Annotated in this window: 26 protein-coding genes; 16 read left to right on the forward strand and 10 right to left on the reverse strand. The window is 72.9% G+C overall.

Annotation, left to right across the window (positions count from 1 at the left end; all coding sequences use genetic code 11):
* Positions 1-62 precede the first annotated feature (62 nt).
* The 5 genes from C6W10_RS19475 to C6W10_RS19495 are packed head-to-tail and all read left to right on the forward strand — an operon-like array spanning position 63 to position 2416.
* Entirely contained in the window at positions 63-251 is a 189-nt protein-coding gene (locus tag C6W10_RS19475; protein WP_107259333.1) for a hypothetical protein, read from the forward strand.
* Between the two features lie 56 nt (positions 252-307).
* Positions 308-808, forward strand: a complete 501-nt coding sequence (locus tag C6W10_RS19480) for an Asp23/Gls24 family envelope stress response protein (RefSeq protein WP_107259335.1) — start codon at positions 308-310, stop codon at positions 806-808.
* Positions 805-1236, forward strand: a complete 432-nt coding sequence (locus C6W10_RS19485; protein ID WP_107259337.1) for a hypothetical protein — start codon at positions 805-807, stop codon at positions 1234-1236. Before C6W10_RS19480 ends, C6W10_RS19485 begins: the two co-directional genes overlap by 4 nt.
* Before the next feature lie 3 nt (positions 1237-1239).
* On the forward strand, positions 1240-1791 hold the full coding sequence (locus C6W10_RS19490) for a DUF6286 domain-containing protein (protein WP_107259339.1): 552 nt from the start codon (positions 1240-1242) through the stop codon (positions 1789-1791).
* A 22-nt stretch (positions 1792-1813) separates the two neighbouring features.
* The gene (locus C6W10_RS19495; RefSeq protein ID WP_107259340.1) at positions 1814-2416 is read left to right on the forward strand and encodes a hypothetical protein; all 603 of its coding nucleotides are present in this window, start codon (positions 1814-1816) and stop codon (positions 2414-2416) included.
* A 35-nt stretch (positions 2417-2451) separates the two neighbouring features.
* Here C6W10_RS19495 and C6W10_RS19500 read toward each other — a convergent pair whose 3' ends face one another.
* A complete protein-coding gene (locus C6W10_RS19500; protein WP_107264102.1) occupies positions 2452-2853 on the reverse strand; it encodes a GntR family transcriptional regulator in 402 nt (133 codons plus the stop codon).
* A gap of 91 nt (positions 2854-2944) precedes the next feature.
* Positions 2945-3418, reverse strand: a complete 474-nt coding sequence (locus tag C6W10_RS19505) for a MarR family winged helix-turn-helix transcriptional regulator (protein ID WP_234361336.1) — start codon at positions 3416-3418, stop codon at positions 2945-2947.
* A gap of 78 nt (positions 3419-3496) precedes the next feature.
* Between C6W10_RS19505 and C6W10_RS19510 the strand changes: the two genes are divergently transcribed.
* Positions 3497-3889, forward strand: a complete 393-nt coding sequence (locus C6W10_RS19510; protein WP_234359276.1) for a cupin domain-containing protein — start codon at positions 3497-3499, stop codon at positions 3887-3889.
* 71 nt (positions 3890-3960) lie between these two features.
* Here C6W10_RS19510 and C6W10_RS19515 read toward each other — a convergent pair whose 3' ends face one another.
* The 6 genes from C6W10_RS19515 to C6W10_RS19540 all read right to left on the reverse strand — a co-directional run bounded on the left by C6W10_RS19515 (position 3961) and on the right by C6W10_RS19540 (position 9622).
* Positions 3961-4599, reverse strand: coding sequence for a response regulator transcription factor (locus C6W10_RS19515; RefSeq protein WP_234361337.1), 639 nt, complete (start codon positions 4597-4599; stop codon positions 3961-3963).
* Complete coding sequence (locus C6W10_RS19520; RefSeq protein ID WP_107259344.1) at positions 4596-6110, reverse strand: sensor histidine kinase; 1515 nt, start codon at positions 6108-6110, stop codon at positions 4596-4598. Before C6W10_RS19520 ends, C6W10_RS19515 begins: the two co-directional genes overlap by 4 nt.
* A gap of 26 nt (positions 6111-6136) precedes the next feature.
* Positions 6137-6976: an ABC transporter permease gene (locus tag C6W10_RS19525; RefSeq protein ID WP_107259346.1), complete on the reverse strand. Its 840-nt coding sequence runs from the start codon at positions 6974-6976 to the stop codon at positions 6137-6139.
* The gene (locus tag C6W10_RS19530) at positions 6973-7974 is read right to left on the reverse strand and encodes an ABC transporter ATP-binding protein (protein ID WP_234361338.1); all 1002 of its coding nucleotides are present in this window, start codon (positions 7972-7974) and stop codon (positions 6973-6975) included. The genes C6W10_RS19525 and C6W10_RS19530 overlap by 4 nt, the downstream gene beginning before the upstream one ends.
* 143 nt (positions 7975-8117) lie before the next feature.
* Positions 8118-8534 carry a hypothetical protein gene (locus tag C6W10_RS19535; RefSeq protein WP_107259348.1) on the reverse strand — a complete coding sequence of 139 codons (417 nt, stop codon included), beginning with the start codon at positions 8532-8534 and terminating at the stop codon, positions 8118-8120.
* Entirely contained in the window at positions 8534-9622 is a 1089-nt protein-coding gene (locus C6W10_RS19540; protein WP_107259349.1) for a serine protease, read from the reverse strand. The genes C6W10_RS19535 and C6W10_RS19540 overlap by 1 nt, the downstream gene beginning before the upstream one ends.
* A gap of 381 nt (positions 9623-10003) precedes the next feature.
* Here C6W10_RS19540 and C6W10_RS19545 point away from each other — a divergent pair, with 381 nt between their 5' ends.
* From C6W10_RS19545 to C6W10_RS19570, 6 genes are all read left to right on the forward strand, one after another.
* Positions 10004-11560, forward strand: coding sequence for a M28 family peptidase (locus C6W10_RS19545; RefSeq protein ID WP_369936590.1), 1557 nt, complete (start codon positions 10004-10006; stop codon positions 11558-11560).
* A gap of 208 nt (positions 11561-11768) precedes the next feature.
* Positions 11769-12974, forward strand: a complete 1206-nt coding sequence (locus tag C6W10_RS19550; protein ID WP_107259350.1) for an amidohydrolase — start codon at positions 11769-11771, stop codon at positions 12972-12974.
* 27 nt (positions 12975-13001) lie between these two features.
* The gene (locus C6W10_RS19555) at positions 13002-14075 is read left to right on the forward strand and encodes a DUF5937 family protein (RefSeq protein WP_107259351.1); all 1074 of its coding nucleotides are present in this window, start codon (positions 13002-13004) and stop codon (positions 14073-14075) included.
* Positions 14076-14099: 24 nt separating this feature from the next.
* Complete coding sequence (locus C6W10_RS19560) at positions 14100-14651, forward strand: hypothetical protein (RefSeq protein ID WP_107259352.1); 552 nt, start codon at positions 14100-14102, stop codon at positions 14649-14651.
* Positions 14652-14733: 82 nt separating this feature from the next.
* Complete coding sequence (locus C6W10_RS19565) at positions 14734-16173, forward strand: hypothetical protein (protein ID WP_234361339.1); 1440 nt, start codon at positions 14734-14736, stop codon at positions 16171-16173.
* Between the two features lie 157 nt (positions 16174-16330).
* A complete protein-coding gene (locus tag C6W10_RS19570; RefSeq protein WP_107259354.1) occupies positions 16331-16999 on the forward strand; it encodes a YceI family protein in 669 nt (222 codons plus the stop codon).
* 75 nt (positions 17000-17074) lie between these two features.
* On the opposite strand, the gene C6W10_RS19575 is transcribed toward C6W10_RS19570, so the two are convergent.
* Positions 17075-18787, reverse strand: a complete 1713-nt coding sequence (locus C6W10_RS19575) for a cellulose-binding domain-containing protein (RefSeq protein WP_369936594.1) — start codon at positions 18785-18787, stop codon at positions 17075-17077.
* Positions 18788-19323: 536 nt separating this feature from the next.
* On the opposite strand from C6W10_RS19575, the gene C6W10_RS19580 reads away from it, so the two are divergent.
* Complete coding sequence (locus tag C6W10_RS19580; protein WP_234359272.1) at positions 19324-20403, forward strand: NAD-dependent epimerase/dehydratase family protein; 1080 nt, start codon at positions 19324-19326, stop codon at positions 20401-20403.
* 21 nt (positions 20404-20424) lie between these two features.
* Here C6W10_RS19580 and C6W10_RS19585 read toward each other — a convergent pair whose 3' ends face one another.
* Positions 20425-22146 (reverse strand): glycoside hydrolase domain-containing protein, encoded by a 1722-nt coding sequence (locus tag C6W10_RS19585; RefSeq protein ID WP_107259357.1) that lies wholly within the window; start codon positions 22144-22146, stop codon positions 20425-20427.
* 242 nt (positions 22147-22388) lie between these two features.
* On the opposite strand from C6W10_RS19585, the gene C6W10_RS19590 reads away from it, so the two are divergent.
* Genes C6W10_RS19590 through C6W10_RS19600 form a run of 3 tightly spaced genes read left to right on the forward strand, consistent with a single transcriptional unit; the run spans position 22389 to position 25638 of the window.
* The gene (locus tag C6W10_RS19590) at positions 22389-23477 is read left to right on the forward strand and encodes a tripartite tricarboxylate transporter substrate binding protein (RefSeq protein ID WP_107259358.1); all 1089 of its coding nucleotides are present in this window, start codon (positions 22389-22391) and stop codon (positions 23475-23477) included.
* The gene (locus C6W10_RS19595) at positions 23477-24094 is read left to right on the forward strand and encodes a tripartite tricarboxylate transporter TctB family protein (RefSeq protein ID WP_107259360.1); all 618 of its coding nucleotides are present in this window, start codon (positions 23477-23479) and stop codon (positions 24092-24094) included. Before C6W10_RS19590 ends, C6W10_RS19595 begins: the two co-directional genes overlap by 1 nt.
* The gene (locus C6W10_RS19600; RefSeq protein ID WP_107259361.1) at positions 24091-25638 is read left to right on the forward strand and encodes a tripartite tricarboxylate transporter permease; all 1548 of its coding nucleotides are present in this window, start codon (positions 24091-24093) and stop codon (positions 25636-25638) included. Before C6W10_RS19595 ends, C6W10_RS19600 begins: the two co-directional genes overlap by 4 nt.
* Positions 25639-25697 lie beyond the last annotated feature (59 nt).

Here is a 25697-nt window from a genome sequence, read left to right on the forward strand (position 1 = left end):
CTCCGCCAAATGTGTAAGCCACTGCGACCTGCCGCACGCCGCACCAGCCGGGGAGGAACCCCATGTCACGCCAACAGTTCGGTTTCGTCGCCGGTTTCCTCATCGCGGCGGTGTGGGCCGTCGCCGGCTTCGGAGCGGCGGCGGGCGCCGTGCTCGCCGGCCTGGTCGGGTGGCTCGCCGTACGGGTGATCGACGGTGACCTCAACGTCGCCGGACTGGCCGACCGGGCAACCGCCTCCCGCAGGCGCTGAGCGGGTGCCGGGCACCCGGATGTCGACCGAGCTGCGGCAGGAGATGAGGAGAGGCGATGGCTGACAGCAAGACCGCCACCAGGAACGACAACCGGAAGCAGGCCGCCGCGCCGGGACCGGTGGCCAGCCCGGACGGCGGCGGACCGCCCCGGGCCGAGTTGAGCACCGAGGCTGGCAAGACCCGCATCGCGGAGGGCGTGGTCGCCAAGATCGCCGGATTCGCGGCCCGGGAGATTCCGGGCGTGCATTCGATGGGTGCCGGGCTGGCCCGGCGGGTCGGGCAGCTCCGCGGCCTCGTCCCGGGCGGCAGCGAGACCATCCGGCAGGGCGTCTCGGTCGAGGTCGGCGAGCGCGAGGCAGCGGTCGACCTGGACATCGTCACCTTCTACGGCCAGAGCATCGTCGACGTCTCCGAGGCGGTACGCCGCAACGTCGTCGAGCGGGTGCAGGCGATGACCGGCCTCCGGGTCGTCGAGGTGAACATCAACGTCGACGACGTCTTCGTCGAGGGTGACCAGGACGGCGACGGCGACGACCGCCAGCAGCGGGCCCGATGACCAGCCGGGCGGCCACCGACGCGGCTGCTTCCGACGCTACCCCGACCACGACCACCGACCGGGGCACGCCGACCCGCCCGACCACTGTCAGCGGCCCGGCCGCCGTCGCCGAGCTGGCCAGGGTCGCCGATCTGGCCTCGGTCGCCGGGAGAGTCCGGGACGCCGTACTCGCCGTCCCCGGAGTGTCCGGGCTGACCGCCGGCACCGGCGTGGAGGTGGCCACCCTCTTCCCCGGCGGCAAGATCGTCGGTATCCGGCTCGGGAACCCGGTCGAGGTGCACGTCGAGGTCGCTCCGGTCCCGATCGCCCCGGTGGCCGAACAGATCCAGCGGGCGGTCCGCGCCGTACTGGCCGACTTCGGGCAGCGCCCCTCGGTGGAGGTGGTGGTCGACGACATCGACCTGCCGGTACCGGTGGACGGGAGCTGACGGATGCGCCTGGTCAACCGGCTCGCCACCCTGCTGCTCGGCTGCGCGCTGCTGGGCGGTGGACTGCTGCTGATCGTGGAGGTCTTCGCGGTGGCCCTGGACCGTGGGTCGGTGGTGATCGACCGGACGGACTGGTACCGCACCCTGACCGGTACCCGGCTGGCGGATCCCTGGGTGCGGACCGGGATCATCGCCGCCGGTGTGGTCGGACTGCTGATCCTGTGGGGACAGTTGGTCCGCTGGAAGCCCGAGCGGCTACCGGCCCGGTTCGCCGACGGCTGGCACCTGCAACGCCGGTCGGTGGAACGGCAACTGGCGACGGCCGCGAACTCGGTACCCGGAGTCGAGTCGGCGAGCGCCCGGGTCCGCCGCGAGGGCCTCGGCTGGCGGACCCGGATCCGGGCGACCGGTGACGCCTCGGTCCGGCTGGCGGTGGAGTTCACGGTCCGGCGCGAACTGGAGAACCTGGGTGCCTCGTCCCAGGACCACGTCGACGTCCAGATGGTCCGGTCGGGCAGCCGGCCACGTACCGAGGTAGCCCGGGTGGAGGGCTGATGCGGCGACGCGGGGAGCCGGCATGACGAACAGCGCCATCCGGGTGCTCTGGACGGTGGTCGGGCTCGTGCTCACCGCCATCGGCGTGGTGGGGCTGATCGCCAGCCTCGGGCACCTGGCCGGAGTCGACAACGAGGCACCGCTGCTCTGGTCGGGACTGCTGCGCACCTGGCGCGGCATCGACCCGTGGGGCCTGGTCATCCTCGGCGTACTCGGGCTCCTCTTCGCCTGGCTCGGGTCGAAGCTGCTCGGCCGGGTACTCCGGGCCCGTCGCTACCCGGTGCTCGGCGACCTCGACCTGCGGTCCGTCACCGGCCAGACCGCGGCCGCCGGCCCGGCGCTGCCCGGCGCCACCCGGGTCCGGGGCGCCCGGCTGGCCCGGGGCCTCGAACGCGACCTCGCCCGGGATCCGCAGGTCCGCCGGGCGTCGGTCACGCTGGCCGGCACCGCGCCCCGGCCGGAACTCTGGATCGAGTTGCAGCTCAACTCCCGGGCCGGGATGACCGCCGTCCGGGACCATGTGACGACGGCGGTCGAGCGGTTCCGGACCACCTCCGGGCTCGCCCCGCGCCGGCTGGAGGTGACCGCCCGGATCGACGCCGCCAATCCGGTCCGGGTGCACTGAGCCGCCCGACGGCATCGCGCGGGGCGGCCCCGGCGTCAGGCCGCCGGCTCGGTCCGTTCCGGATATCCGCGGCGTACCGCCGTGCTGACCAGGGCCAGCACGTCGTCGGCGGTCAGCCCGGCCGCCCGCGCCCGGTCGACCCAGGCCGCGAGCTGGTCGCGCAGCACCGGGTGGTCGGGTACCGCGGCCACCGCGACGCCGGAGCGGACGAAGGTGCCCCGGCCGGGATGTGCCTCGACCAACCCGCCGCGCTCCAATTCGCGGTACGCCTTGAGCACCGTGTTCGGGTTGATGGCGAGTTGCGCCGACGCCTCCTTGACGGTGGGCAGCCGGTCACCGGGATGCAACGCACCGACCCGCAGGGCGTGGGTGACCTGTTGCACCAGTTGCAGATAGGTCGGGATTCCGGCGTGACGATCCAGGTAGAACTCCAGCACGCCGTACATCCTAATTATCTATAGTGTTAGTGCGATAGGGTGTGCGCCTCCCACGCATCCGGTGCCCCGCCCGGAGCGGTGGTCGCCGCCGCTACCAGAGTGGGCGCAGCGGCGGTGGCTCGTCGCCGGCCAGGTGCCGTACCAGCCGGCTCAGCTCGGTACGCAGCGCGGCGAGGCCGTCGGCGCCGATTCCGGCGACCAGCTCGGCCTCCAGGGTGTGCAGTACCCGGCCGGCGACCGCCAGGTGTTCGGTGGCCCGATCGGTCAGCACGATCAGCCGACGCCGCCCACCGCTCGGGTGCGGCTCGCGGCGCAGGTAACCCCGCCGTTCCAGTTCGTCGACGAGTTGCCCGGCGGCCTGCTTGGTCACACCGAGCCGCTCCGCCAGCTCGGTGCCGGTGGCACCCCCGCCGCGCAGCGCCTGGAACGCCAGTCCGTGCACCGGGCGCAGGTCCGGGTAGCCGGCCTCGGACACCCGCCGGACGAACTCGGCGAGCACCAGTTGGAAACCCATCCCGAGCAGGAAGGTCAGCTCGGTACGGGCCAGTGGGTCGTCTGTGGTCACGACCCCATCTTGACACGACTGAGTCAAGTTGCTTTACTCGTGACCTGAGTAAAGCTACTTGACTAGCGAGGAGACGACGTGATCCGAGGAGCGGACGTGGTCGTGGTGACCGAGAGCGAGAGCCGGACGACGCGTACCCCGGGTGGCACGATGTCCGGGCTGGCCACCCCCAGCCAGGGCAGCGCCGAGCTGGCCACCTGGCGGGTCCGGATGGCGCCGGACGGCGCCGGGCCGGTGCACGCGGTCGACCGTGAGCAGGTCTGGATGCCGCTGGCCGGGTCCTTCACCGTCACCGTGGACGGCCAGACCCGGGTAATCGGCGCCGGCCAGGCGGCGATCCTGCCCGCCGGGGTGGCCCGACAGATCCGGGCCGGCGCCGAGCCGGCCGAGGCGCTGGTCTGCATGCCGGCCGGCGGGACCGCCACCGTCCCGGACGATCCCCAGCCCCGGGAGCTGCCCTGGGCCCGCTGAGCGGTGGCACACCCCGGCCGTCGGGCGAACTCGGGCGCCGCGCCGGGACGCGCCGACCCGGGGGCCGGGGTTCAGAGCCAGCCGTACCTGCGGGCGATGGCGACCGCCTCGTGCCGATTGGCCGCACCGACCTTGCCGGCCGCCGAGGAGAGGTAGTTGCGCACCGTCCCCGGCGAGAGCGAGATGCGCTGGGCGATCTCCTCGATCGGCGCGCCGTCCGCCGCCAACTCCAGCACGTCGGACTCGCGGGGCGTGAACGGGCTGTCCCCGGCGCTGATCGCCTCGGCGGCCAACTGCGGATCGACGTACCGGCCGCCGCCGTGAACGCTGCGGACCACGTCGGCGAGCACCTCGGCGGAGACCGTCTTCGGCAGGAACCCCCGTACCCCCACCGAGAGGGCCCGCTTCAGGTGACCGGGCCGGCCGTGGCTGGTGACGATCATCGTCTGGCAGCCCGGCACCTCGGCCCGGATCGCCTCGGCGACCGCGATGCCGTCCAGCTCCGGCATCTGCATGTCGAGCAGGGCCACGTCGGGCCGCAGCGCCCGGGCCAGCGACAACGCCTGGGTACCGGTAGCGGCCTCGCCGATCACCACCAGGTCGTCGTGCAGCCCGAGCAGCGCGGTCAGCGCCCCACGGATCAGGTGCTCGTCCTCGGCGAGCAGGATCCGGATCGGCTCCGGCTGCGCCGGTCCCGGCTGGCCGGTCACGATCGGTCCCGCCGGCTCGGGACGGAGCCGGTCGCCGCACCCGACGGCGCCCCGCCGCCCACCGGGAAAACACCCTGCGCCCCGGCGGGCGACGGCGAGACAACCTGCGGCCCACCGGTCGACCGCGAGACGACCTGCGCCTCGTCGGTCGACGGGCAGACCGTCGACGGGGAGACCGACGACGCGCCGACCGTCAACGGAGAGGTGGTCGACGGGGAGACCGTCGACGGGGCCGCTGCGGCCAGCGGCAGTTGCGCGGTGAGCCGGAACCGCTCCGGGCCTGGTCGGCTGGCGGTCACCCGACCACCGAGCGGCGCCAGCCGTTCGGTGAGCCCGAGCAGGCCGTTGCCGAACACGGGCGGGCCGCCCGGACGTGCCCCGTCGTTCTCCATCACCAGCGTGACCACCCGCGCGCCGTCGGACGGATCGGCGAGGTGTCCGGCGTTGGCGCCGCCGGTGGCCCCGGCAGCGTCCGGCTCGGCTGCCGATCGCTCCCGCCGCAGCGAGACGGTACAGGTCAGCGCCTCGCTGTGCCGCAGTACGTTGGTGGTGGCCTCCCGGACCACCCACCCGAGCGCGCTCTGCGCCTGCGGGCTCAGGTCGCGCCCCTCCCCCAGCACCCGGCACCGCACGCCCGCCGAGGTGAGCACGGCGCGGGCGCCGGCCAGTTCCGCGTCCAGGTCGACGGAGCGGTAGCCTCGGACGACCTCGCGTACCTCGGTCAGCGAGTCCTGGGCGATCCGGCGCACCTCCAGCATCTCCTCCACGGCCCGGGGCCGGTCCCGCTTCGCCAACTGCGCGGCCAGCTCGCTCTTCAACGCCACCACCGAGAGGTTCCGGCCGAGTACGTCGTGCAGGTCCCGGGCGAACCGCAGCCGCTCCTCGGCGACCGCCAGCCGGACCTGGTTGCCCCGGGACCGTTCCAGTTCCCAGAGCACCCCGAGCATCCAGAGCGAGCACCGGAAGGTGGAGAGCAGCACGACGAAGCCGAAGAGGAGCATCCAGACCGACGAGAGCAGCAGGGCGGCCGGCGCCCCGTCGAGCAGCCCCACCAGCAGGATGAGACCGGCCAGTCCGACGGCGCCGACGAAGGCGTACCGGGGCGGGGTCACGGTGCAGAGCGTCCCGAGGAAGTAGCACGAGACGAGTACCGTCACCGGCAGCGTCCACCCGGCGGAGTCGGCCTGGTGCCGCGTCAGCGCGTTGGTGGCCTCGGCGGCGACGATGGTGACCAGGGTCAGGCCGCCGGTCGCCAGTACCAGCCGGGTGGGACGTTCCCGACGGCCGAGGAAGTGCTCGACCCCGGCCCGTACGGCGAGCAGGCAGAGCACCATGTGCGCGGTACCGAGCCCGAGCACCACGACGCGGCCGGCCAGTGGCCACGCCTCCCCGGTCGCGTTGAGGAGCGCGATCGGCTCGGTCACCAACACCACGTAGAGGGTGGCCCGGGTCACCAGGTCGAACCGCTCGGGCTGGCCACGTCTGGTCCACCAGCCGATCAGCTCACGCATCCCGGGACCTCCCTGTCCTCCGTCGACTAGTGTCGCGTGTCCCAGCGGAACCAGTGGCGGGTCGCCGAGACACCCGCAGCCAGCCACACCAGTATGATCAGCGCCGGTCGCCCCGCCTCGGCCAGTACGCCGACGAAGTCGCGCGGCGCGTCCGTTCCGGTGGTGCCGACCCAGCCGAGCCGGACCAGTTCGAGCACCGGAGTCAGCGGCAGCATCTGGAACACCGCCGCGATCCCGTCCGGCAGCGATTCCACCGGGCCGGTGAACCCGGAACCGATCATCGACAGCACCAGTACCGGCAGCGTGGTGATCTGTGCGGTCTCCACCGTCCTGGTGAAGCCCGACGACGCGGCGGCGAGCAGTACGAAGATGGCACAGCCGGCCAGCACCGCGACGAGCAGCAGCGGCAGGTTGACCGGTACCGGCAGGCCGAAGAAGACCGTGGCCGCGACGACGGTGAGCAGCAGCTGGGCCAGGGCCAGCACCAGGGCCGGCACCGCCGCGCCGACCAGGATCTCGGCGTCGGTGACCACCCCGGTCCGCAGCCGTTTGAGCACCCGCTCCTCGCGCCGGGCCACGTAGGTGGTGACCAGGTTGTAGTAGACGACGTAGAGCAGGACGAAGCCGAACATGGTGGTGGCGAGCATCGCCCCGGTGGAGACGTGCCCGGCACCGTCGATGAAGGTCGAGAAGAGCGCCACCGTGCCCAGCGGCAGCAGCAGCGCGGTGGTCGTGGCGGTCTTGTTGCGCAGCAGCAGGATCATCTCGGCCCGGCCGAGCGCGCCGATCCGGCGCAGGCTCACCCGGCCGAGCCCGAGCCGCCGGAGAAGGCCACCACCGCCGGTCGCCTGCGTCGATGCGGTCATCGGATCTCCTCCTCGACGGGTTCCTCGGAGTGCGCCACCGCGAGGAACGCCTCCTCCAGGGACGCGGACCGGGCGTCCAGTCCGGCCAGTTCGACGCCGCGCCCGTTGGCCCAGCCCAGCAGCGTGGTCAGCGCGGGTTGCAGCGCGTCGGTGTAGAGGGTCAGCCGGCCGCCGGTGCCGGCGGCCGGCGCACCGGCCGGCGGCGGCTGGGCGCCGGGCAGCGCCGGCAGCTCAGCGCGGTCGAGCCCGTCCGGGAGTACGAAGCTGATCCGGGCCGGGTACGCGGCCACCACCTCGGCGACGGTACCGGCGGTGACGATCCGTCCCCGGTGCATGATCGCCAGCCGGTCGGCGAGTTCCGCCGCCTCCGCGAGGTAGTGCGTGGTGAGCAGTACCGTGAGGCCGTCGACGAGCAGCGCCCGGACCAACTGCCAGGTGTTGTGCCGGCTCTCCGGGTCCAGCCCGGTGGTCGGCTCGTCGAGGAAGAGCACGTCCGGCCGGCCGAGGATCGCCATGGCGAGGTCGAGCCGGCGCCGCTCGCCGCCGGAGAGCGCCTTGACCTGGGTACGCGCCCGGTGGCGCAGGTCCACCAGTTCCAGTACCCGGTCGACGGGTTGCGGGTCGGGCAGCGTACCGGCCCACATCCGGGCGGTCTCCGTCACGGTCAGGTCGGCGGGGAAGCCGCCCTCCTGGAGCATCACGCCGGTGCGGGGCCGTACCGCCGCCCGGTCCCGGTAGGGGTCCCGCCCGAAGACCCGGACCGTGCCGCCGCTGGGCCGGTCCAGCCCCTCGACGAGTTCCAGTGTGGAGGTCTTGCCCGCACCGTTGGTGCCGAGCAGCGCGAACAGCTCGCCCTGGCCGACCGAGAAGGAGATCCCGCGCACCGCCTCGAAGCCGCCGCTGCCGCCGTACCGTCGCCGTAGGTCGTCGACCTGGACGACGGTCTCCCGGTCCAGCGCCCCGGACCCGGGGTCGGTGGCCGTCATGGTCTGGTTCATGTCTCGATTGTTCGGGCCGTGGCCGGCCGGCGGCAGTGCCACCGCTCACCGGTTTCCGTGCGGCGCACCCGGTCGGGCCCGTGACAAATGTCAACCGGGTCCCGCCGGTCACGACCGCCGGCCGGGTGGCTCGGGTCGCCGGGTCAGGGGGCCGGGACCACCGGGACCGGTCGCGGCGGCCGGGTGGAGAGGTCGACCACCCGGGCGGTACCGACCGGCTCGTCGAGCGGTACGGCGGTGCTCTCGACCCGCGCCGAGTTCGGCACCGCCTCGGCCGGACCGGCCGCCCGTTCCCGTACCCAGACCAGCAGGCCCAACCGGTCGCCGTCGCGGCGCTGCTCGACCCGGTCGATGCCGTCGGCCAGCGCCGACATCGCCACCCGGATCCGCAGTTCGCGGTCGGCGGGCCCCGGGCTGCGTTCGAGGGTGAGGCTCAGCGCCGGAACCACCCGGGGCGAGGCCGGGTCACCGCCCGGGTCCGCACCCGCACACGCCGCCGGTGTTGCCGCCACGGTCGAGAGGACGACCATGGCGACAACCCGGCGGCGTACGGAACGCATCAGCTAAGGTTACGCACCGCTGCGTAGAGGTTCGACACCCCGTCACCGAAGTACGGTCCGTAGATCTGCGTCAGGTCGTTGCCGACGTGGTAGCTGTTGACGCTGATCGTGTAGCCCGAGTCGCCGTTGAAGTCGGCCAGCCAGGCGCCACCGCTGCCACCGCCCTGGATGGTGCAGGCCAGCTTCAGGTCGCCGGTGATGACGTACCGGCGCGACGTCGGACCGTCGCAGGTGATCAGGTCCTCGCCGTCGAACGGGGAGTTCAGCGGGAACCCGAAGTGCCACACCGACGGGGTGGTCGGCCCGTTGATCCGGATGCCCTGGCTGCCCGTGACGTCGGCGAGCCGGCGCCCGGCGTTCAGGTGCATCACCGCGACCCCGACGTCGTACGCCCGGTCGCCGTCGTTGATCCAGCCGTTCAGCGACCAGAGTTCCCGGGCGGTCCAGGTGCCGAGCGGCCGGTCGCCGTAGTAGTAGTCCGGGATGAAGGTCCAGTTGGTGTTCTGCCAGACACCGCCGGAGCCCTCGTGCACGCAGTGTCCCGCGGTGAAGACGGTGTTGCGGGCCTCGGTGCTGACGACCACGCCCGAGCAGTGCCAGAGCCCGCCGTTGTGCTGGTAGAGCACCTTGCCGTTGGTCAGCGAGACGAAGTCGTGCCGCCACGGCCAGGAGGTGCCGGTCGGGCCGGCCAGCACGGACGCGTCGCCCCGGGCCGCCTTGGCCGAGCCGGTCCCGGCCTGCCCGTCGAGGCCGGTCGCGGCGGCGCGCGGCGGCAGTCCCGCCACGACGGTCTCACCGAGTACGGAACTCTGCGCGGTCTTGCGGAGTTCGGCGAGCGAGACGCCGTTGTCGGCCGGCTTGGCCGCGGCGATGCGCTCCTTCGTCCAGAACCGGGCGAGTGCGGTCTCCGGAGTGCTGCCCAGCGCGGCGGCCTCCGGGCTGAGCCGGACCGAGGTCGAGCTGACCCCGGCGGGATCCGCCGCCGGGGCGGCCGTGGCGCCCGCCGTCGTCAGCGTCGACGACAGGACGGTGGCGGTCAGGATGGCGATCGTCGCGGTGGTGGTCCGAAGAGATGGTCGTAGTCGCATGGATGTCCCATCTGATGCGAGGCAAATCAGGACCGGCTCTCGAGTGCCGCACCGAAGGTATCGAGGGACGTTCATGTTGTTCTGTCGCCTGAACGGCACTGTCGGAAAGCTCCCCGGCCCTCGACAGCCGGCGTGGCCGGACCGGTCGGCTGGTGATGTCGGATGGTGATGTCGGGTGAGTCGCCCCAATTCGGGGCAGGCGGGGAATCGAACTCCCGGCTATTGCCGCCGCGCCTCCGGATCGCCACGCTGCTGATCGCGGATGAAAGTCGTCGATGTGACGGCCGGCCCGGACCGGGTCGGCGACGACGGCGTCCGCCACCCGGTCACCGCCGATCGGCGGCGCCCGGGTGGACCGATCCGGTGACCCTGGGAGGACATGTGAACCGTCGTCTGCTGCACTGCCTCACCGGCGCCGTACTGGCCGCCGTCAGCGTGGTCGTACCCGCCGGGGCCGGCCCGGCCGGAGCCGGAGCACCCGGCTCGGCCGCCGAGCGGGTCCGGCTGCTCGCCGCGCCGGACATCCCGCTGGCCAACGTGAAGGCGCACCTGGCCCAGTTCCAGTCCATCGCCACCGCCAACGGCGGCAACCGGGCGCACGGCCGCCCCGGCTACCTCGCCTCGGTCAACCACGTCAGGGCCCAACTCGACGCCGTCGGCTATCGCACGACGGTGCAGTCGTTCAGCTACAACGGCGCCACCGGATACAACCTGATCGCGGACTGGCCGGGCGGCGATCCCGAGGACGTCCTGATGACCGGGGCACACCTGGACAGCGTGGCCGCCGGTCCGGGCATCAACGACAACGCCTCCGGCTCGGCGGCGATCCTGGAGGTGGCGCTGGCGGTCGCCCGGACCGGGCTGGCCGCGCGGAAGCACCTGCGGTTCGCCTGGTGGGGTGCGGAGGAGCTGGGGCTGCGCGGCTCGCAGTACTACGTCGACAACCTGCCGAGCGCCGAGCGGGCCCGGATCGGCGAGTATCTGAACTTCGACATGGTCGGCTCGCCGAACGCCGGCTACTTCGTCTACGACGGCGACAACTCCGACGGCGTCGGCTCCGGCCCCGGACCGGCCGGGTCGGCCCTGATCGAGCAGACGATCCAGGGGTACTTCACCTCGATAGGGGTGCCGACCCGGGGCACCGACTTCGACGGCCGCAGCGACTACGGGCCGTTCATCCGGGTGGGCATTCCGGCCGGCGGCACCTTCACCGGCGCCGAGGGGATCAAGTCGAGCAGCCAGGCCACCCTCTGGGGCGGTACGGCCGGCGCCGCCTTCGATCCGTGCTACCACCGGGCCTGCGACACCACGAGCAACATCAACGACACCGCGCTCGACCGGAACGCCGACGCGATCGCACACACCGTCTGGACGCTCGCCGGTACGCCGGCACCACCGGGCAGTACGGTCTACGCCGACACCTTCGAGACGGCGACCGGCTGGACCGTCAACCCCGCCGGTACCGACACCGCGACCGCCGGCCAGTGGGTCCGGGCCGATCCGGCGGCCACCAGTTCGGGGGTGGCGACCCAGCTCGGCACCACCGTCAGCGGCAGCTTCGACCTGGTGACCGGTGCGCTCGCCGGCAGCGCCGCCGGAGACCACGACGTGGACGGTGGCGTGACCAGCGTCCAGTCGCCGCCGATCAGCCTGCCGACCGGCGGCACGCTGACACTCGGCTTCTCCTGGTATCTGGCGCACCTGAACAACGCGAGCAGCGTCGACCACCTGCGGGTGCGGATCGTCGGCAGCAGCACCGGCACGGTGCTCGACGTCGCCGGCACCGCCGCCAACCGGGCCGCCGCCTGGCAGACCGCGAGCGCGAACATCTCGGCCTTCGCCGGGCAGAGCGTCCGGATCGTGGTGGAGGCCGCAGACGCCGGCAGCGCCAGCCTGGTCGAGGCGGCGCTCGACGACGTGCGGATCACCCGGAGCTGAGTGTGCGGCCCGCCGGACGGAACGGCTTCGCGCCACCGGCCGGCGGGCCGCCCGGGCGGTCCCAGGGGTCAGCGGGCGACGGTTACCTCGGCCGCGGCAATTCGCCGCCACCGCGCTCCGGACGGTCGCAGTCTCGGAGTACCTGACGACGCACGGCCTCCGCCGAGGCGCGTCGGCACACCGATCGCCGCCTACCACGGGAGTCGCCATGTCCACCACGTCCACCGCCACCCCGGCGCTGGAGGTCCTTCGCACCGCCGTCGCCGCGCTCCGGCCCCGGATGGAGGCGGTCAGCCTGGCCATCCACGCCCGCCCCGAGCTGAAGTTCACCGAGTTCCACGCCCGGAAGCTGCTGACCGGCTGGCTCGCCGAGTCGGGTTTCACGGTGCGGGCGCCGCTGGGCGGGATGGAGACGGCGTTCGCGGCCGTACACGAGGGGAGCCGGCCCGGACCGTACGTCGCGGTGCTCGCGGAGTACGACGCACTGCCCGGCCTGGGGCACGGCTGCGGCCACAACCTCATCGCGGCCGGTGCCGCCGCGGCGGCGATCGCGGTCGTCCGGACGCTGCCCGACCATCCGGGCACCGTCGCCGTGCTCGGTACCCCCGCCGAGGAGATGGGCGGCGCCGGCAAGATCCGGCTGATCGAGGCGGGGGTCTTCGACGGCGTCGACGCGGCGGTGATGTTCCACCCCGGTGACCGCTCGCTGACCGCCCGCCCCGGACTGGCCGCCGCGCACCTGCGGATCACCTTCACCGGCACCAGCGCACACGCCTCGGTCTCCCCCTGGCTGGGCCGCAGTGCGCTGGCCGGAGCCCAACTCTTCCTCCAGGCGGTCGACGCGATGCGCCAGTTCGTGCCGCCCACCGTACGGCTGCACGGCATCGTCGCCGACGGCGGAGCGGCCCCGAACGTCGTACCCGCGTACGCCGCCGTGGACCTCTACGTCCGGGACCGGACGGCAGCCTCGGTCGAGGCGCTGGTCGACCGGGTCCGGGCTGCGGCCGACGGGGCGGCGCTGGCCACCGGAACGGCGGCGGCGCTCCGGGAAACCGGCCCGATGTACGCCGAACGCCGCAACAACATGGTGCTCGCCGAGCGGTTCGGTGCGGCGGTACGGGCCCTCGGGGTGCAGATCCTGCCCGGTGAGCCGGACGGGCCGGCGGGCTCCTCCGACATCGGCAACCTGTCTGGGCTGCTGCCGGTCATCCACCCGTACGTCCAGATCGCCGAGCCCGGCACGCCGAGCCACTCGGCGGCGATGCGCGAGGCGGCGGCGACGCCCCTCGCGCACGACCGCACCGAGGTCGCGGCGACCGGACTGGCCCGGGTGGTCGCCGAACTGCTCACCCGGCCGGACCTGCTGGCGGCGGCGCGGGCGGAGTTCGCGGCGCAGTCCGAGGTACGGGTGTGACGAGTTGCCGACCATACACTCGGCGTCATGTCGGTTGTGATCCTCCTCGCGGGGGTGGGCCCCGACCGATTTCCCGTCGTCGTGTCGCCACTGGCGGAGCTGGCGGCGAGCCTGCACGTGCTGACCGGTCACCGTCACCACCCCGAGCACGCGACCTGGGCGGCCGAGGTCTCCCGGACCGCACCACCCGCCTTCCGGGCCGGGTTGCTGCGCTTCGCACCACTGTGGACGGCGCTGCGCTGGCGGGCCTTCTATCCGGGGCTCGGCACGACCGCACCGGCCGCCGCGCTGACCGGGATCCCACTGCACCGGTTCGCCGAACTCACGGCGTTCACCTGCGCCAGCGGTTACCACGGCTTCGACTTCGGCCGGGTACTGCACGACCCGGCCCAGGCCGGCGCGCTGCGGCAGGCCGCCGCCCGGCTGCCGGAGCCGCACCTGGGTCTGGCCGAGGATCTGCTGCGCGACCCCGAGGCGCTCCGGGCCGACCTGCTCGACTTCCTCGACCTGTGCCACCGGGTCTACTTCGCCGACCTCTGGGCGCGGACGGAGCCGATCCTCGCCCGGGCCGCGCACCGGTTGCGGCAGCGGCTGGCCGACGAGGGTCCGGCGGCCGCCCTGATCGCGCTCAGCCCCTCCACCGCCCGCCTGGCCACTCCGTCGACCGGGCCGTCCCGGGTCGTCTTCGACAAGGTGCACCACGCGGTGATCAGCCCGTCCCGTACCCCGGTCCTGCTCATCCCCACCCGGTACGGCGCCCCGCACCTGCTGGTGAAGAACGAGCCGGGACTGCCGCCGGTGGTGCACTTCCCGGTGGAGGCGCCGGACGTCGGGGTCACCCTGGCCCGCAGTCGCCTGCTGGCGCTCACCGATCCGCGCCGGGTCCGGCTGTGCCGGCTGATCGCCCGGCAGTCGATGACCACCGCCGACCTGGCGGACCGGCTGTCGATGACCCGCCCCCAGGTCTCCCGGCACCTGCGGGTGCTGCGCGACCTGGGACTGGTGCGGGTGGAACGACACGGTCGCTACGTGCTCTACGGGCTCGACCTCGCGGCGGTCGAACGGATCGGGCGGGACGTGGCGACGGCGTTGCAGTACTGAGGTCACCGGAGTGGGAGGTTTGAGATGGCGAGCCGCCACTATCCGATCGTCGCGCACCGGGAACTCTGGCCCCGGTTCCGGCCGAACGCCCTGCGCCAGCGCCGGCATCCGCTGGTCGCCGGGCGGCACGAGATCCTGGTCTACCAGCTCGGCGAGGAGTACCTGCCCGGCCCGCTCGATCCGGCGCGGGCCGGCCGGGCGGTCGCCGCCACCGTCGTCGACGTCCGCCGCGACGTGTCGATCTACACCTCCGACCGGGTACGCAGTGCCGAAGCCGGATGGGAGTTCCCGATAACGGTGATCTTCCACTGCACCGTCGTCGACCCGGTCGAGGTGGTCCGGGCACGTCACCGGCGCGGCTTGTCGGATCTGCGCCAGTCCCTCCGCACGGCGCTCCGCCCCGGTCGCCTGGACGGGCGCCATCGTCCGGGGGATCTGGCGGGGCTGCGCGCGGCGCTCGTCGCCCGCCTCGAACCGCAGCGGCCCGTCCCGGCGACCCCCGGAGTCCGGGTGGTCGTCGGCGAGGTGGAGGTGCGGCCCTGCGTCGCCGTCGACACCGTCAGCCCCGAGGCATGAGCCCGGTCCCGGGCCACGGTCCAGGGCCGGGCCGCCCGGTAGGCACCGGTCCACCGACGGCCGGACCTGCGAGGATGGGTCGGTGGATCTGGAATCGGGCGCCGGGCTGCTGCACCGGCTGACGTCGTACGCGCCGGGACGGCAGTGGGACGTGCCGGTCGACGATCCGCGGGTCCGGCACGACCTCGTACCGAACGATCCCGGCACCCGGCCGCCGCCGATGAAGGCGTACCACGGGCTGCCGGTCGTACCGCTGCCACGTGAGCTGCCGGATCCGGGCGTCTCCGCGACCGCCGTACTGGCCGGGCAGCGGGCTCCGGCACGGCCGCTGGACGCCGCGCAGCTGGGACGGGTGCTCTTCCTCGGCGCCGGGGTGGTCCGGGTCGCCGAGCGCGACGGGATCGTGCTGCCGTTCCGCGCCTCCGGGTCGGCGGGCGGGCGCTTTCCGCTGGAGCTCTACGCCAGTACCCGGGGAGTGGCCGGCGTCCCCGACGGAGTCCACTGGTACGACGGGCAGCGGCACGCCCTGGTGCGGGTCGGCCCGCCCGCCGACGGCGCCGCCACCACCCTGGTCGTCACCGGTGTGCCGTGGCGGACGGGCTGGCGCTACGCCGAGCGGGGCTGGCGGCACCTCTACTGGGACGCCGGCACCCTGCTCTCGCAACTGCACGCGGCGGCGGCGAGCGCCGGGCTGCGACCGCGCCTGCACAGCCGGTTTCCGGACGCCCGGCTTCGGACGCTGGTCGGCGCCGACGGGACCCACGAATACCCGCTGGCGCTGCTCCGCCTCGGTGACGGCGAGCCGGCGGTGGCACCCACCGGGCCGGCCGCCGCCGGTGAACTGCCGCCGGTCGAGCTGCCGCTCTGCACCGCCGCGCAGCGTGCGGGCGAGTGCGACGACCTCGGACCGGCCTGGCCGGAGGGGCCCGAACTGCCGGACGTGCCGGCGGCGGAGTTCGTGGACGAGGTGGTCCGGCGGCGTGGCTCGCAGCGCCGGATGGACCGGCGCCGGACGCTGCCCCGCGCGTTGCTGGACTGGCCGCTGCGGGCGGCACTGCGCGGCGTGCGGGTCCCGCACTGGGTGGCCGTGCACGGCGTCGACGGGCTGGCCCCGGGGATCTACCGGTGGCCGGAGCTGGCGCGTCCGGTGCGCGCCGGTGACCACCGCGCCGAACTGCTGCGGGTCTGCCTCGACCAGAGCCTCGCCGCGGACGCGGCCTACGTCGTCGTCGCGGCGACGCCGCTGGCCGGGCTGGACGACCGGGGCTACCGCGACGCGCAGTTGGCCGCCGGCCTGGTGGAGGGACGCCTGCACCTCGCGGCGTACGCCCTCGGCGCCAGCGCCAGCGGCATGACCTTCGTCGACGCGGAGGTACCCGGGCTGCTCGGCGAGCCGGCCGACCTCGCGGCGCTGCTCTTCACCTGTGTGGGGGTGCCCGCATACCGGTCGCGCCGTGCCGGTGACCCGGGCGCCCCGACGCCGTTCCGACCGGTCGTGCCCCGGCTGGGGACCGAGGGTTGACTGACGCCCGCCAGCCGCGTCGGCTACTGAAGGTGATGATCGTCACGGACGCTGCCCAGGTCAGGGATGCCTCGTCGGCCCTCTGACTACTCTGTGGAATCGGTTAGCGGAAAGATCACCGCGCCGCACAGCAGCCGTCCGGGGGGAAAGTACCAGCATGACCGGTTCCGCCACACGCTCCTGGCAGGGCATGACGATTCCGGCGCCCGGGACATATCTCCTCGACCCCGCGCACAAGCGGGTCGGCTTCCTCGCCCGGCACATGATGGTGAGCCCGGTACGCGGTGAGTTCGGCGAGGCGACCGCGCAGATCCTCGTCGAGCCGGATCCGTTGTCCTCCTCGGTGACCGCGACGATCAGATCGGCCAGCATCGGTACCGGCAACGCCGACCGGGACGCCCACCTGAGCAGCCCCGACTTCCTCGACGTGGCGCGGTATCCCACGCTCGAATACCGCAGTACCGGGATCAGGTGGCGGCCGGACCGCAACGACTCGATCTTCTACTGGGCCCGGTTGCGGAGCCAGCGCCCGGGCCGGCGCAGCGAGGTCGCCGTACCGGAACAGGTCGAGAAGACGTCGGGCCGGTTCGTGCTCACCGGAGAGCTGACCATCAAGGGGATCACCCGACCCGTCGACCTCCAGGTCGAGTTCGGTGGCGCCCGGCGCGACCCGTACGGCCAGGACATCTTCGGGTTCAGCGCCTCCACCGAGATCGAACGCGAGGAGTACGGGCTGGTCTGGAACGTGGCCCTGGAGAGCGGCGGGGTACTCGTCGGCAAGAGCGTACGGATCGAGATAGCCGGCGAGGCGATCCGGCAGTCCTGACCGGACCGTCGGTCGGTGCGGGCCGGGCCCGCGACGGACGGATCCGCCGCGGGCCCGGACCACCGGTCGCTGCCGTCAGTTCGGGGCGTGCACCCCGTTGGCGGCCCAGTCCCTGGTAGCACCACGGACGTACATGGTGGAGGACTGGTTACCGGAGAAGTACTGCCGGATGGAGCCGGTGAACGGTGTGCTGGAGGCGTTGCGGCCGTACACGTCGGTGTAGACCGTGGTCGAGCCGCTGCTGTTCTGCACCTGGAAGGTGCCCGGCCGGAACTCCCGCAGGGTGCCCTTGAACGGCGAGCGCGGGTCGTCCCAGGCGAGGTTCTGCCCGGCCTGGCGCGCCTGGTTGCAGTAGTCACCACCGGCGAGGTTGGTGTAGCACAGGTCCACGATCCGGCCCAGGTTGTTCGGCTTGGTCGGGTCGTAGTAGCGCGACGGGTTGACCACGTAGAACAGCGGCGCGAGCCGGAAGTTCAGCCCGGAACCCGTCACCTGGAAGTCGGAGAACCAGAAGTCGTCCATGTCGGAGACGGTGAACGGCACCGGGTTGGGATAGAGCGGGTCGTTGTGGGTACGGCCCTCCCGGATCGCCTGCACGCAGCCCGGCTCGGTGATCAGCCGACCCAGCGAGCGGGTGTCCGACGGCGAGTCCGCCGGCACCGCGGGCGCGACGTTGATGAACGCACCACCGAAGCCCGGGCATTCGCTGGGGCTGAATCCCCCGGCCCGGCCGAGCGGGATCATCGCGTTGTACCGCGCCTCGGTGACCTGGCCACCGTTGCTCGCGGTGCAGCGCTGGTTGAAGAGCAGTTCGTGGACGTTGTTGCTGAACGCGTCCGGCGAGTGGGTGCCCTGGTGGAACTTGAGCAGGGTGTCGCAGGTCGCGATCGTGGTGCCCTGCGGCGGGAAGAAGCTGGTGCCGTTGTCACCCTGGATCACGTTGACGTTGTTGACCGTCAGGACCTTGTGCCCGACGTGGTCCTCGTGCCGGTGACTGTGCTCGGGCATGCTGTCCAGCATCACCTCGCTGGTGTAGCCGAAGGCCGGCCAGCCCACCGTGCTGTAGAGGTCGGACGGCCGAGGGTCGTCGCCGTGTTCGTGACCGAAGTTGCAGCCACTGGGGTCCCGGGTCGGGTGCCAGGTCGGATAGACCTTCCCGTCGGGGCCGTACGTCCAGTAGCGGGCGTGGATGTCGACGGAGCACTCGCCGGACCTCGGCAGGTACCCCTTCTCGTTGGCGGTGGCGATCAGCTCGTACGCCCGGCTCCGCTCGGCGCTCGCCGGGGGCAGCGCGCTGCCCCAGGTCGGGTTGCCGGGCGGTGCCGTGCTCGGCGGCGTGCTGGGCTGGGTCGTCGGCGGGTTCGTCGGCTGGCTCGTCGGCCCGGTCGTCGGGTTGGGACCGGGGGCTCCGGTGCAGGTGGTGCCGTTCACCGCGAAGCTGGTCGGCGCCGGGTTGCTCCCGTTCCAGGACCCGTTGAAGCCGAACGAGACGCTGGCTCCGGTGGCAATGCTGCCGTTGTAGGTGGCGTTGCGGACGGTGACCTGACTGCCGCTCTGCGTCGCGGTGGCGTTCCAGGCCTGGGTGATCCGCTGGCCGGCGTCGTAGCTCCAGGTGAGCGTCCAGGAACTGATCGGGTCCCCGACGTTGTTGACGGTGACCGTCGCGGTGAAGCCGCCCTGCCATTGGGAGCCGACCGTGTAGGTGACGCCGCAACCGGCGGCGGCCACCGCGGGCCCGGCGATGGTGATGGCCGTGCCGCCGGCGGCGGCCACGGCTGCCACGGTCACGGCTGACCACAGCCGGGACCGGGGACGATGTAGGCGCATTGCTGGTCCTCCGAACGATGGTGGGTGAATCGACGGGGAACGTGGACCCCGGCAGGCGGTGTGCTGGACGGCGGGGACCGGGATTCGCCCGCCCGGCGGCGAGCGCGAGCCGCACCGGTCGCCGGAGCGGCCGGGCGGAACCCCGGCGGGGATGCCGGCGTATCACCATCGATTGATTTACGTCTATGTTACTGGCCGGGTCGGTACTGTCAACGCGTGCCGGGCGGCCCCGTCGGGGATTGATTGACGCAGGTAGACGTAGGTCGCACCGGCGGCCTGGACCGGGGGGCCCGGCCGGCGGCCGGACACCGGCCCGACACCGGCGGGACACCGGGTACCCGGATTTGTCGGCGTGATCGACGTTTGGCGCGGCGATCGGCGGGAACGGCTGTCGCCATGAGCGTTCGGGTGGCCGCCGACGGCCCAACCGACCGGCACGACCAGACCGCCCCGGACCACCGGCCCGGCGCAAGCGAGCGGCACGACGGGACCGACCGGTGACGGCGGCGGGGGGTGGCACCGGCTCCGGCCTGCGGGTGGTGGTGGTCGGCGCGACCGGCAACGTCGGAACGAGTCTCGTCGAGGCGCTCGGCCGGGACCCGGCGGTCGGCACGATCGTCGGAGTGGCCCGCCGGCCACCCCGGTGGCGGCCCCCGAAGACCGAGTGGGCCGAGGCGGACATCGTCAGCGCCGACCTCGTCGAGGTCTTCGACGGTGCCGACGTCGTGGTGCACCTCGCCTGGCTCTTCCAACCCACCCACCGGCCGCTGACCACCTGGCGGGTCAACGTCGTCGGCGGGCGCCGGGTCTTCGCCGCGGCGGCCCGGGCCGGCGTACCGGCACTGGTCTACGCCTCGTCGGTCGGCGCGTACTCGCCGGGGCCGAAGGACCGGCCGGTGGACGAGAGCTGGCCGACCGACGGCTGGCCGATCGCCGGGTACACCCGGGAGAAGGCGTACCTGGAGCGTGCTCTCGACGCCTTCGAGCACCGGCACCCGCAGATGCGGGTGGTACGACTGCGGCCCGGGTTCATCTTCAAGCGTGAGTCCGCCAGCCAGCAACGTCGACTCTTCACCGGCCCGCTGCTGCCGGGCCGGCTGGTGCGGCCGGGGACCGTACCGCTCCTCCCCGACCTGCCCGGCCTGCGGTTCCAGGCCCTGCACTCGGCGGACGCCGCCGAGGCGTACCGGCTGGCGGTGCTGCGCGACGTGCGCGGCGCCTTCAACGTGGCCGCCGAGCCGGTCGTCGACGGCCGGCTGCTCGCCGACATCCTGCGGGCCCGGCGGGTACGGCTGCCCTCCGGGCCGGTCCGCGCCGCGCTCGCGCTCGCCTGGCACCTGCATCTGGTGCCGGCCTCCCCGCACCTGCTCGACGCGGTGCTCCGAGTGCCGATCATGGACATCACCCGGGCCAGGACCGAACTCGGCTGGACGCCACGACACAGCGCCCGGGAGGCGATCGAGGAGTTCCTGCACGGACTGCGCAGCACCGCCGGGATGCCGACGGCACCGCTGACGCCCCGGCTCACCGGTGGCCGGCTCGCCGAGGCCGGCACCGGCGTGGGTGAGCGCCCCTGACCGGAGCCGCCGGCCGGCGGCTCAGACCCGGGTGACCCGGACCGCGTCGGCGATGACGTAGCCGGTACCGCCGGTCCACCGGCTCACGCCCACCCGGTCCGCGTCACCGGCGGCCAGCGCGAAGACGCCGAGTGACACCCACTGGCCACCGGTGAGGCGCTGGTTCACCCGTACCGTCTGGTTGCCGCCGGTGGTGGCGACGATGAACGGCGTGGAGTCGTTGTAGTCGGGGTTGGCCGCGTACCAGACCGAGACCTCGTAACTGGCGGTCTCCGGCACGTTCACCCGGTACCAGGCGACGTCGCTGGCTGCCACCGGGTCGGCGAAGCGGTAGTCGGCGCCGTACCGCTGGCCCGAGTAGGCGGACGTGCCCCAGCTGGCGCTCGCGGTGAACCGGCCGGCGGTACCGTTGTCGACGATGCTGCTCCAGGCCGGCGGCTGGCCACCACCCCCGTCGGTCGAGACGTCGAGGTAGTTGCGGTCGATCTTGATCTGCACCCCGCCCCAGGTTTCGTAGACGTCACCGGTGTACTGGTGCAGCCGTTGGTGGTTCGCGTAGTACTCCGCCGGGCAGTACGGGCCGGCGTCGACGTTCGCCGCGTCGTTCCACCAGGCGAACCAGAGCTGGTCCACCCGGGTGTAGGCCGGGTCGTTGTACGCGCCGCACAGGTCCGCGACCCCGGACGAGCCGCTGGAGTACATCCCGGAGAGGTAGCCGAGGGCGTGCAGCCGTTCCGTCCAGCCGGAGAGATACGACAGCACGGCGGCCCGGCACGACGCGTTCGACGGGTAGTGCTCGATGTCGTTGTAGATCGTGCTGCCGGCGAGGATGCCGAGGGCCTGTGCGGCGTTCACCGCGCTGGTCGCCCGGCTGGCGCCCTGGGAACGTGCCGTGGCCGGGTCGGCGGACATCTTCGGCGTCCGGGTGCCGCAGGGGGCCTGGCGGTCGAGTTCGATGGGGATCAGTCGCCAACCGTTGTTCGTCTGGTTGGTCACCCAGGTCGCGGTCAGGTTGGGCTGGGCACAGGAGCGGCTGGCCCCGCTGATGTAGATCCCGACGGCCCGGTACGGCGAGCTGGCCCGCCAGGTGTTCATCGTGGACTGGGACGGCGCGGTGCAGGTGTCGAAGCCCCGGCCGAGGAAGGTGCCGGGTTGCGGGCCGGCCGCCGCCAGCGGGGCGACCGGGGCGGCGGGTCGGGTCAGCGCCCCGAGGGCGGACGGCGACAGCGGTACCGCGTCCGGTCCGAGGGTCGCGCCGGCCAGAATCCGTCGGACGAGGCCCTCGGTCAGCGGGGTGTGCACGGCCGTGACGAATACGCCCGCGTCCCGGACCGCGATCTGGATCGCGTCGTCCCGGGACGGCGGCGCGGCGACGGTCGCCGCGCCGGGTGCGGTGGTGGCGCCAGCGGTCGGCAGCCGCTGCGCCGAGTCGGCGTCGACCGGTTCGAGCAGTAGCCCGGCGGTCCGCCCGACGAGTCGGGCCGGGCACTCGGCCTGGTCGCCCGGACGGCCGAGGTAGACGGCCGGGCGGTCGAACCGGACGCAGGCGTGCGGCCGGGCGGCGAGGTCGACGACCTGCCAGCTCTGCGGCACGGTGACCCGGTAGCCCTGGTAGCTCACCGTGCGGCTGCGCTCCGGCGCGGCCGGGTCGTCGGCGAGGCCGGCCCGGGCCGGCAGGACCGCCATCGTCGAGCCGGCGACCACGGCGGCGAGGCCGGTCAGGCCCGCCACGGTTCTCTTCATCCGAGCCTCCTGGAGAAATCCTTACCCGCAGCCGCGATGTTTGAAGAATTCCTACCAGATATCGACGCCGACCGCTAGGCGCCGCCAACCGGGCCGGCGCTCCGCGGCGCGCGGGCCGGTGACCACAAAGACCACAACGAACTCCATGACCGTAACCGTGACGGCCGTCACCTCGGACGGAACCATCTACGCAACCCAGCGGTAACGCTGCGGCAACAGCTTCGTCCGTCGAGGAGAGACCGATGACAGACGTTCGGAACGCGCCCGGCCGGCTCCGGGGCGGCTCCCGCCCGCCCGGCGCCCCCGGCTCGGGTACGGGCGGCCGGCGGCGGGTCGCGGCGCTCGCCTGCGTAGCGCTGATCGCACTCGCGGCAGCCGGCTGTGGCCAGAACGGTGCCGGGGACGGCGACGCCTCGGCGGTGAAGTATCCGACCCGGACGATCCAGTTGATGGCGCCGGCCGCACCCGGTGGAGGCTGGGACAGCACCGCCCGGGCCCTGCAGAAGACGCTGACCGACGGCAAGCTGGTCACCGAATCGGTCGAGGTGACCAACGTGACCGGTGCGGGCGGCACGCTCGGACTGTCCCAGTTGGTCACCAAGAACAGGGGCGACGCGCACCACCTCATGGTGACCGGCCTGGTGATGATCGGCGGCGTGCTGACCAACAAGTCCCCGGTGAACCTCGGGCAGACCACCCCGATCGCCACGCTCACCGCCGAGCAGGAGGTCATCGTCGTACCGGCGAACTCGAAGTACACCACCCTGCAACAGTTGATGACCGACGCCAAGGCGAATCCCGGGTCGATCAACTGGGGTGGCGGCTCCGCCGGTGGCACCGACCAGATCCTCGTCGGGCTGCTCGCCAAGGCGGCCGGCGCGGACCCGAAGGCGATGAAGTACGTCGCCTACTCCGGCGGCGGCGAGTCGAAGGCCGCGCTGCTCTCCGGCGACCTGACCGCGGCGGTCTCCGGCGCCAGCGAGTACGCCGACCTGGTCGGCGGCGGCCAGGTCCGCGCCCTCGCCGTCTCCGGCGCCACCGCCATCGACGTCGGCGCCGGCAAGCCCACCCCGACGATCAAGGAATCCGGGTACGACGTCGAGCTGATGAACTGGCGCGGACTCGTCGCCGCACCGGGGATCAAGGACGGCGAGCGGGCCGCCATCATCGAACTCGTCGACAGGCTGCACGCCTCGGAGCAGTGGAAGCAGACCCTGGCCGCGCAGAAGTGGGACGACTTCTACCGCAGCGGCGCGGAGGCGGAGGCGTTCTTCACGCAGGAGAGCAAGCGGATCACCGACGTGCTCACCGAGATCGGACTGGCCGGCTGATGCCCTCGGAGTCGCCGAACCGGACGGGGGTGGTCGAGCCGGCCGCCCCCGTCCCGACCCGTCGGGGAGCCCGGATCCTCGGCTCCGTACTGCTGGCCGGCGGGCTGTTCCTGCTCTGGACGGCGTACCGGGCCGCCGACGGCGACTACTCGGTCGCCGGACCGTGGCTGGCCCCGCTGGTGGTGACGAGTGGCTGGGTGGTGCTGGCCGGCTGGTACCTGGTCGGCCAGTTCCGGACGCCGTCCCCCGCCGAGCCACCCGGCGCCGACGACCCGGCCCACTCCCCCACCGATCCGACCAGCTCCACCGACGATCCGAACAGTTCCACCGACGACGCCGACACCTCCACCGCCGGGCCGGTGGAGGAGCCGGCGCCGCCCGTACGCTGGCGCTCCCCGGCCCTGCTCTGCGTGGCACTGCTCGGCTATGTGCTGCTGCTCGACCCGGCCGGCTTCGTACTCGCCTCGGCGCTCTTCTTCGTGGCGTGCGCCCGGATCCTCGGCAGCCGGCGCTGGGTCCGCGACGTCGCGGTCGCGGTGCCGCTCGTGGTCGGCGTCTACTACGGCTTCACCCGGGGACTCGACATCGCGCTGCCGGCCGGGGTGTTGCCGCTGTGAACGTCTTCGGCGACCTGCTCGGCGGCTTCGGCACCGTCCTCGAACCGCAGTACCTGCTCTACGCGGCGATCGGCGTCACGCTCGGCACCTTCGTCGGGGTACTGCCCGGGATCGGCCCGGCCCTGACCATCGCCCTGCTGCTGCCGGTCACGTTCAACCTGGACGACCCGATCGGCACGTTCATCATGTTCGCCGGCATCTACTACGGCGCCATGTACGGCGGCTCCACCACCTCGATCCTGCTGAACACCCCGGGCGAGTCCGCCTCGGTGGCGACCGCGATCGAGGGGTACCAGATGGCCCGGCGCGGCCGGGCCAGGGCGGCGCTGGCGACCGCGGCGATCGGCTCGTTCGTCGCCGGCACCATCTCGACGCTGCTGCTGACCCTCTTCGCCAAGCCGGTGGCCGCGCTCGCCGTCGAGTTCCGCGCGGCGGACTATTTCGCGCTGGCCCTGCTGGCGATGGTCGCGGTCACCGCCCTGGTCGGCCGCTCGCTGATCCGTGGCCTCATCTCGCTCTGCCTCGGCCTCCTGCTCGGCCTGGTCGGACTCGACGAACTCACCGGGCAGGCCCGGTTCAGCTTCGGCACCCTGGAACTGCTCGACGGCATCGACGTCGTGGTGATCATCGTCGGCCTCTTCGCCATCGGCGAGACGCTCTACGTCGCGAGCCGGCTGGGACAACTCCCCGACCGGGTCACCCCGCTGGAACCGGCCCGGGGCGGCTTCGGCTGGCTGAGCCGGCAGGACTGGGCCCGGTCGTGGCGACCCTGGCTGCGCGGCACCGCCGTCGGCTTCCCGTTCGGCGCCCTGCCGTCCGGCGGCGCCGACATCCCGACCTTCCTCTCCTACACCTACGAGCGGCGCCGGGCGAAGAACCGGGCCGAGTTCGGCAAGGGGGCGATCGAGGGGGTCGCCGGGCCGGAGGCGGCGAACAACGCGGCCTTCTCCGGGGTACTCGTCCCGCTGCTCACCCTCGGCATCCCCACCTCGGCGACGGCGGCGGTGATGCTGGCGGCGTTCCAGATCTTCAACGTGCAGCCGGGACCGCAGCTCTTCGACAAGTCCCCGGAACTGGTCTGGGCGCTGATCGCCTCGCTCTACGTCGGCAACGTACTGCTGCTGGCGCTGAACCTGCCGCTGATCCGGCTCTGGGTGAAGGTGCTCCAGATCCCCCGGCCGATCCTCTACGCCGGCATCCTGGTCTTCGCCACCCTCGGCGTCTACGCGGCCACCAGCAGCGTGACCCAGGTGCTGATCGCGTACGGGATCGGGGTGGTCGGGTTCTTCATGCGGCACTTCGAGTTCCCGATCGCACCGGTGATCCTCGGTGCCATCCTCGGTCCGATGATGGAGTTGCAGTTCCGTCGCACGCTGGTGCTCTCCAACGGGGACCTGAGCGTCTTCGTCACCCGGCCACTCACCGCCGTACTCCTCGGACTGGTCGTGCTGGCGGTGCTGGTGCCGTTCCTGCCCCGGATCGTCGCCCGGCTGCGCGGCCGGCCCGCCACGGCACGGCGGCTCACCTTCGGCGAGGACGACTAGGCACGCCCGGTCGGGTTCCGCCGGCCGGGCAGGCCCCCCGTCGGGTTCCGGCGGGCCGG

The organism is Plantactinospora sp. BB1 (assembly GCF_003030385.1).
Taxonomy (GTDB): Bacteria; Actinomycetota; Actinomycetes; order Mycobacteriales; family Micromonosporaceae; genus Plantactinospora.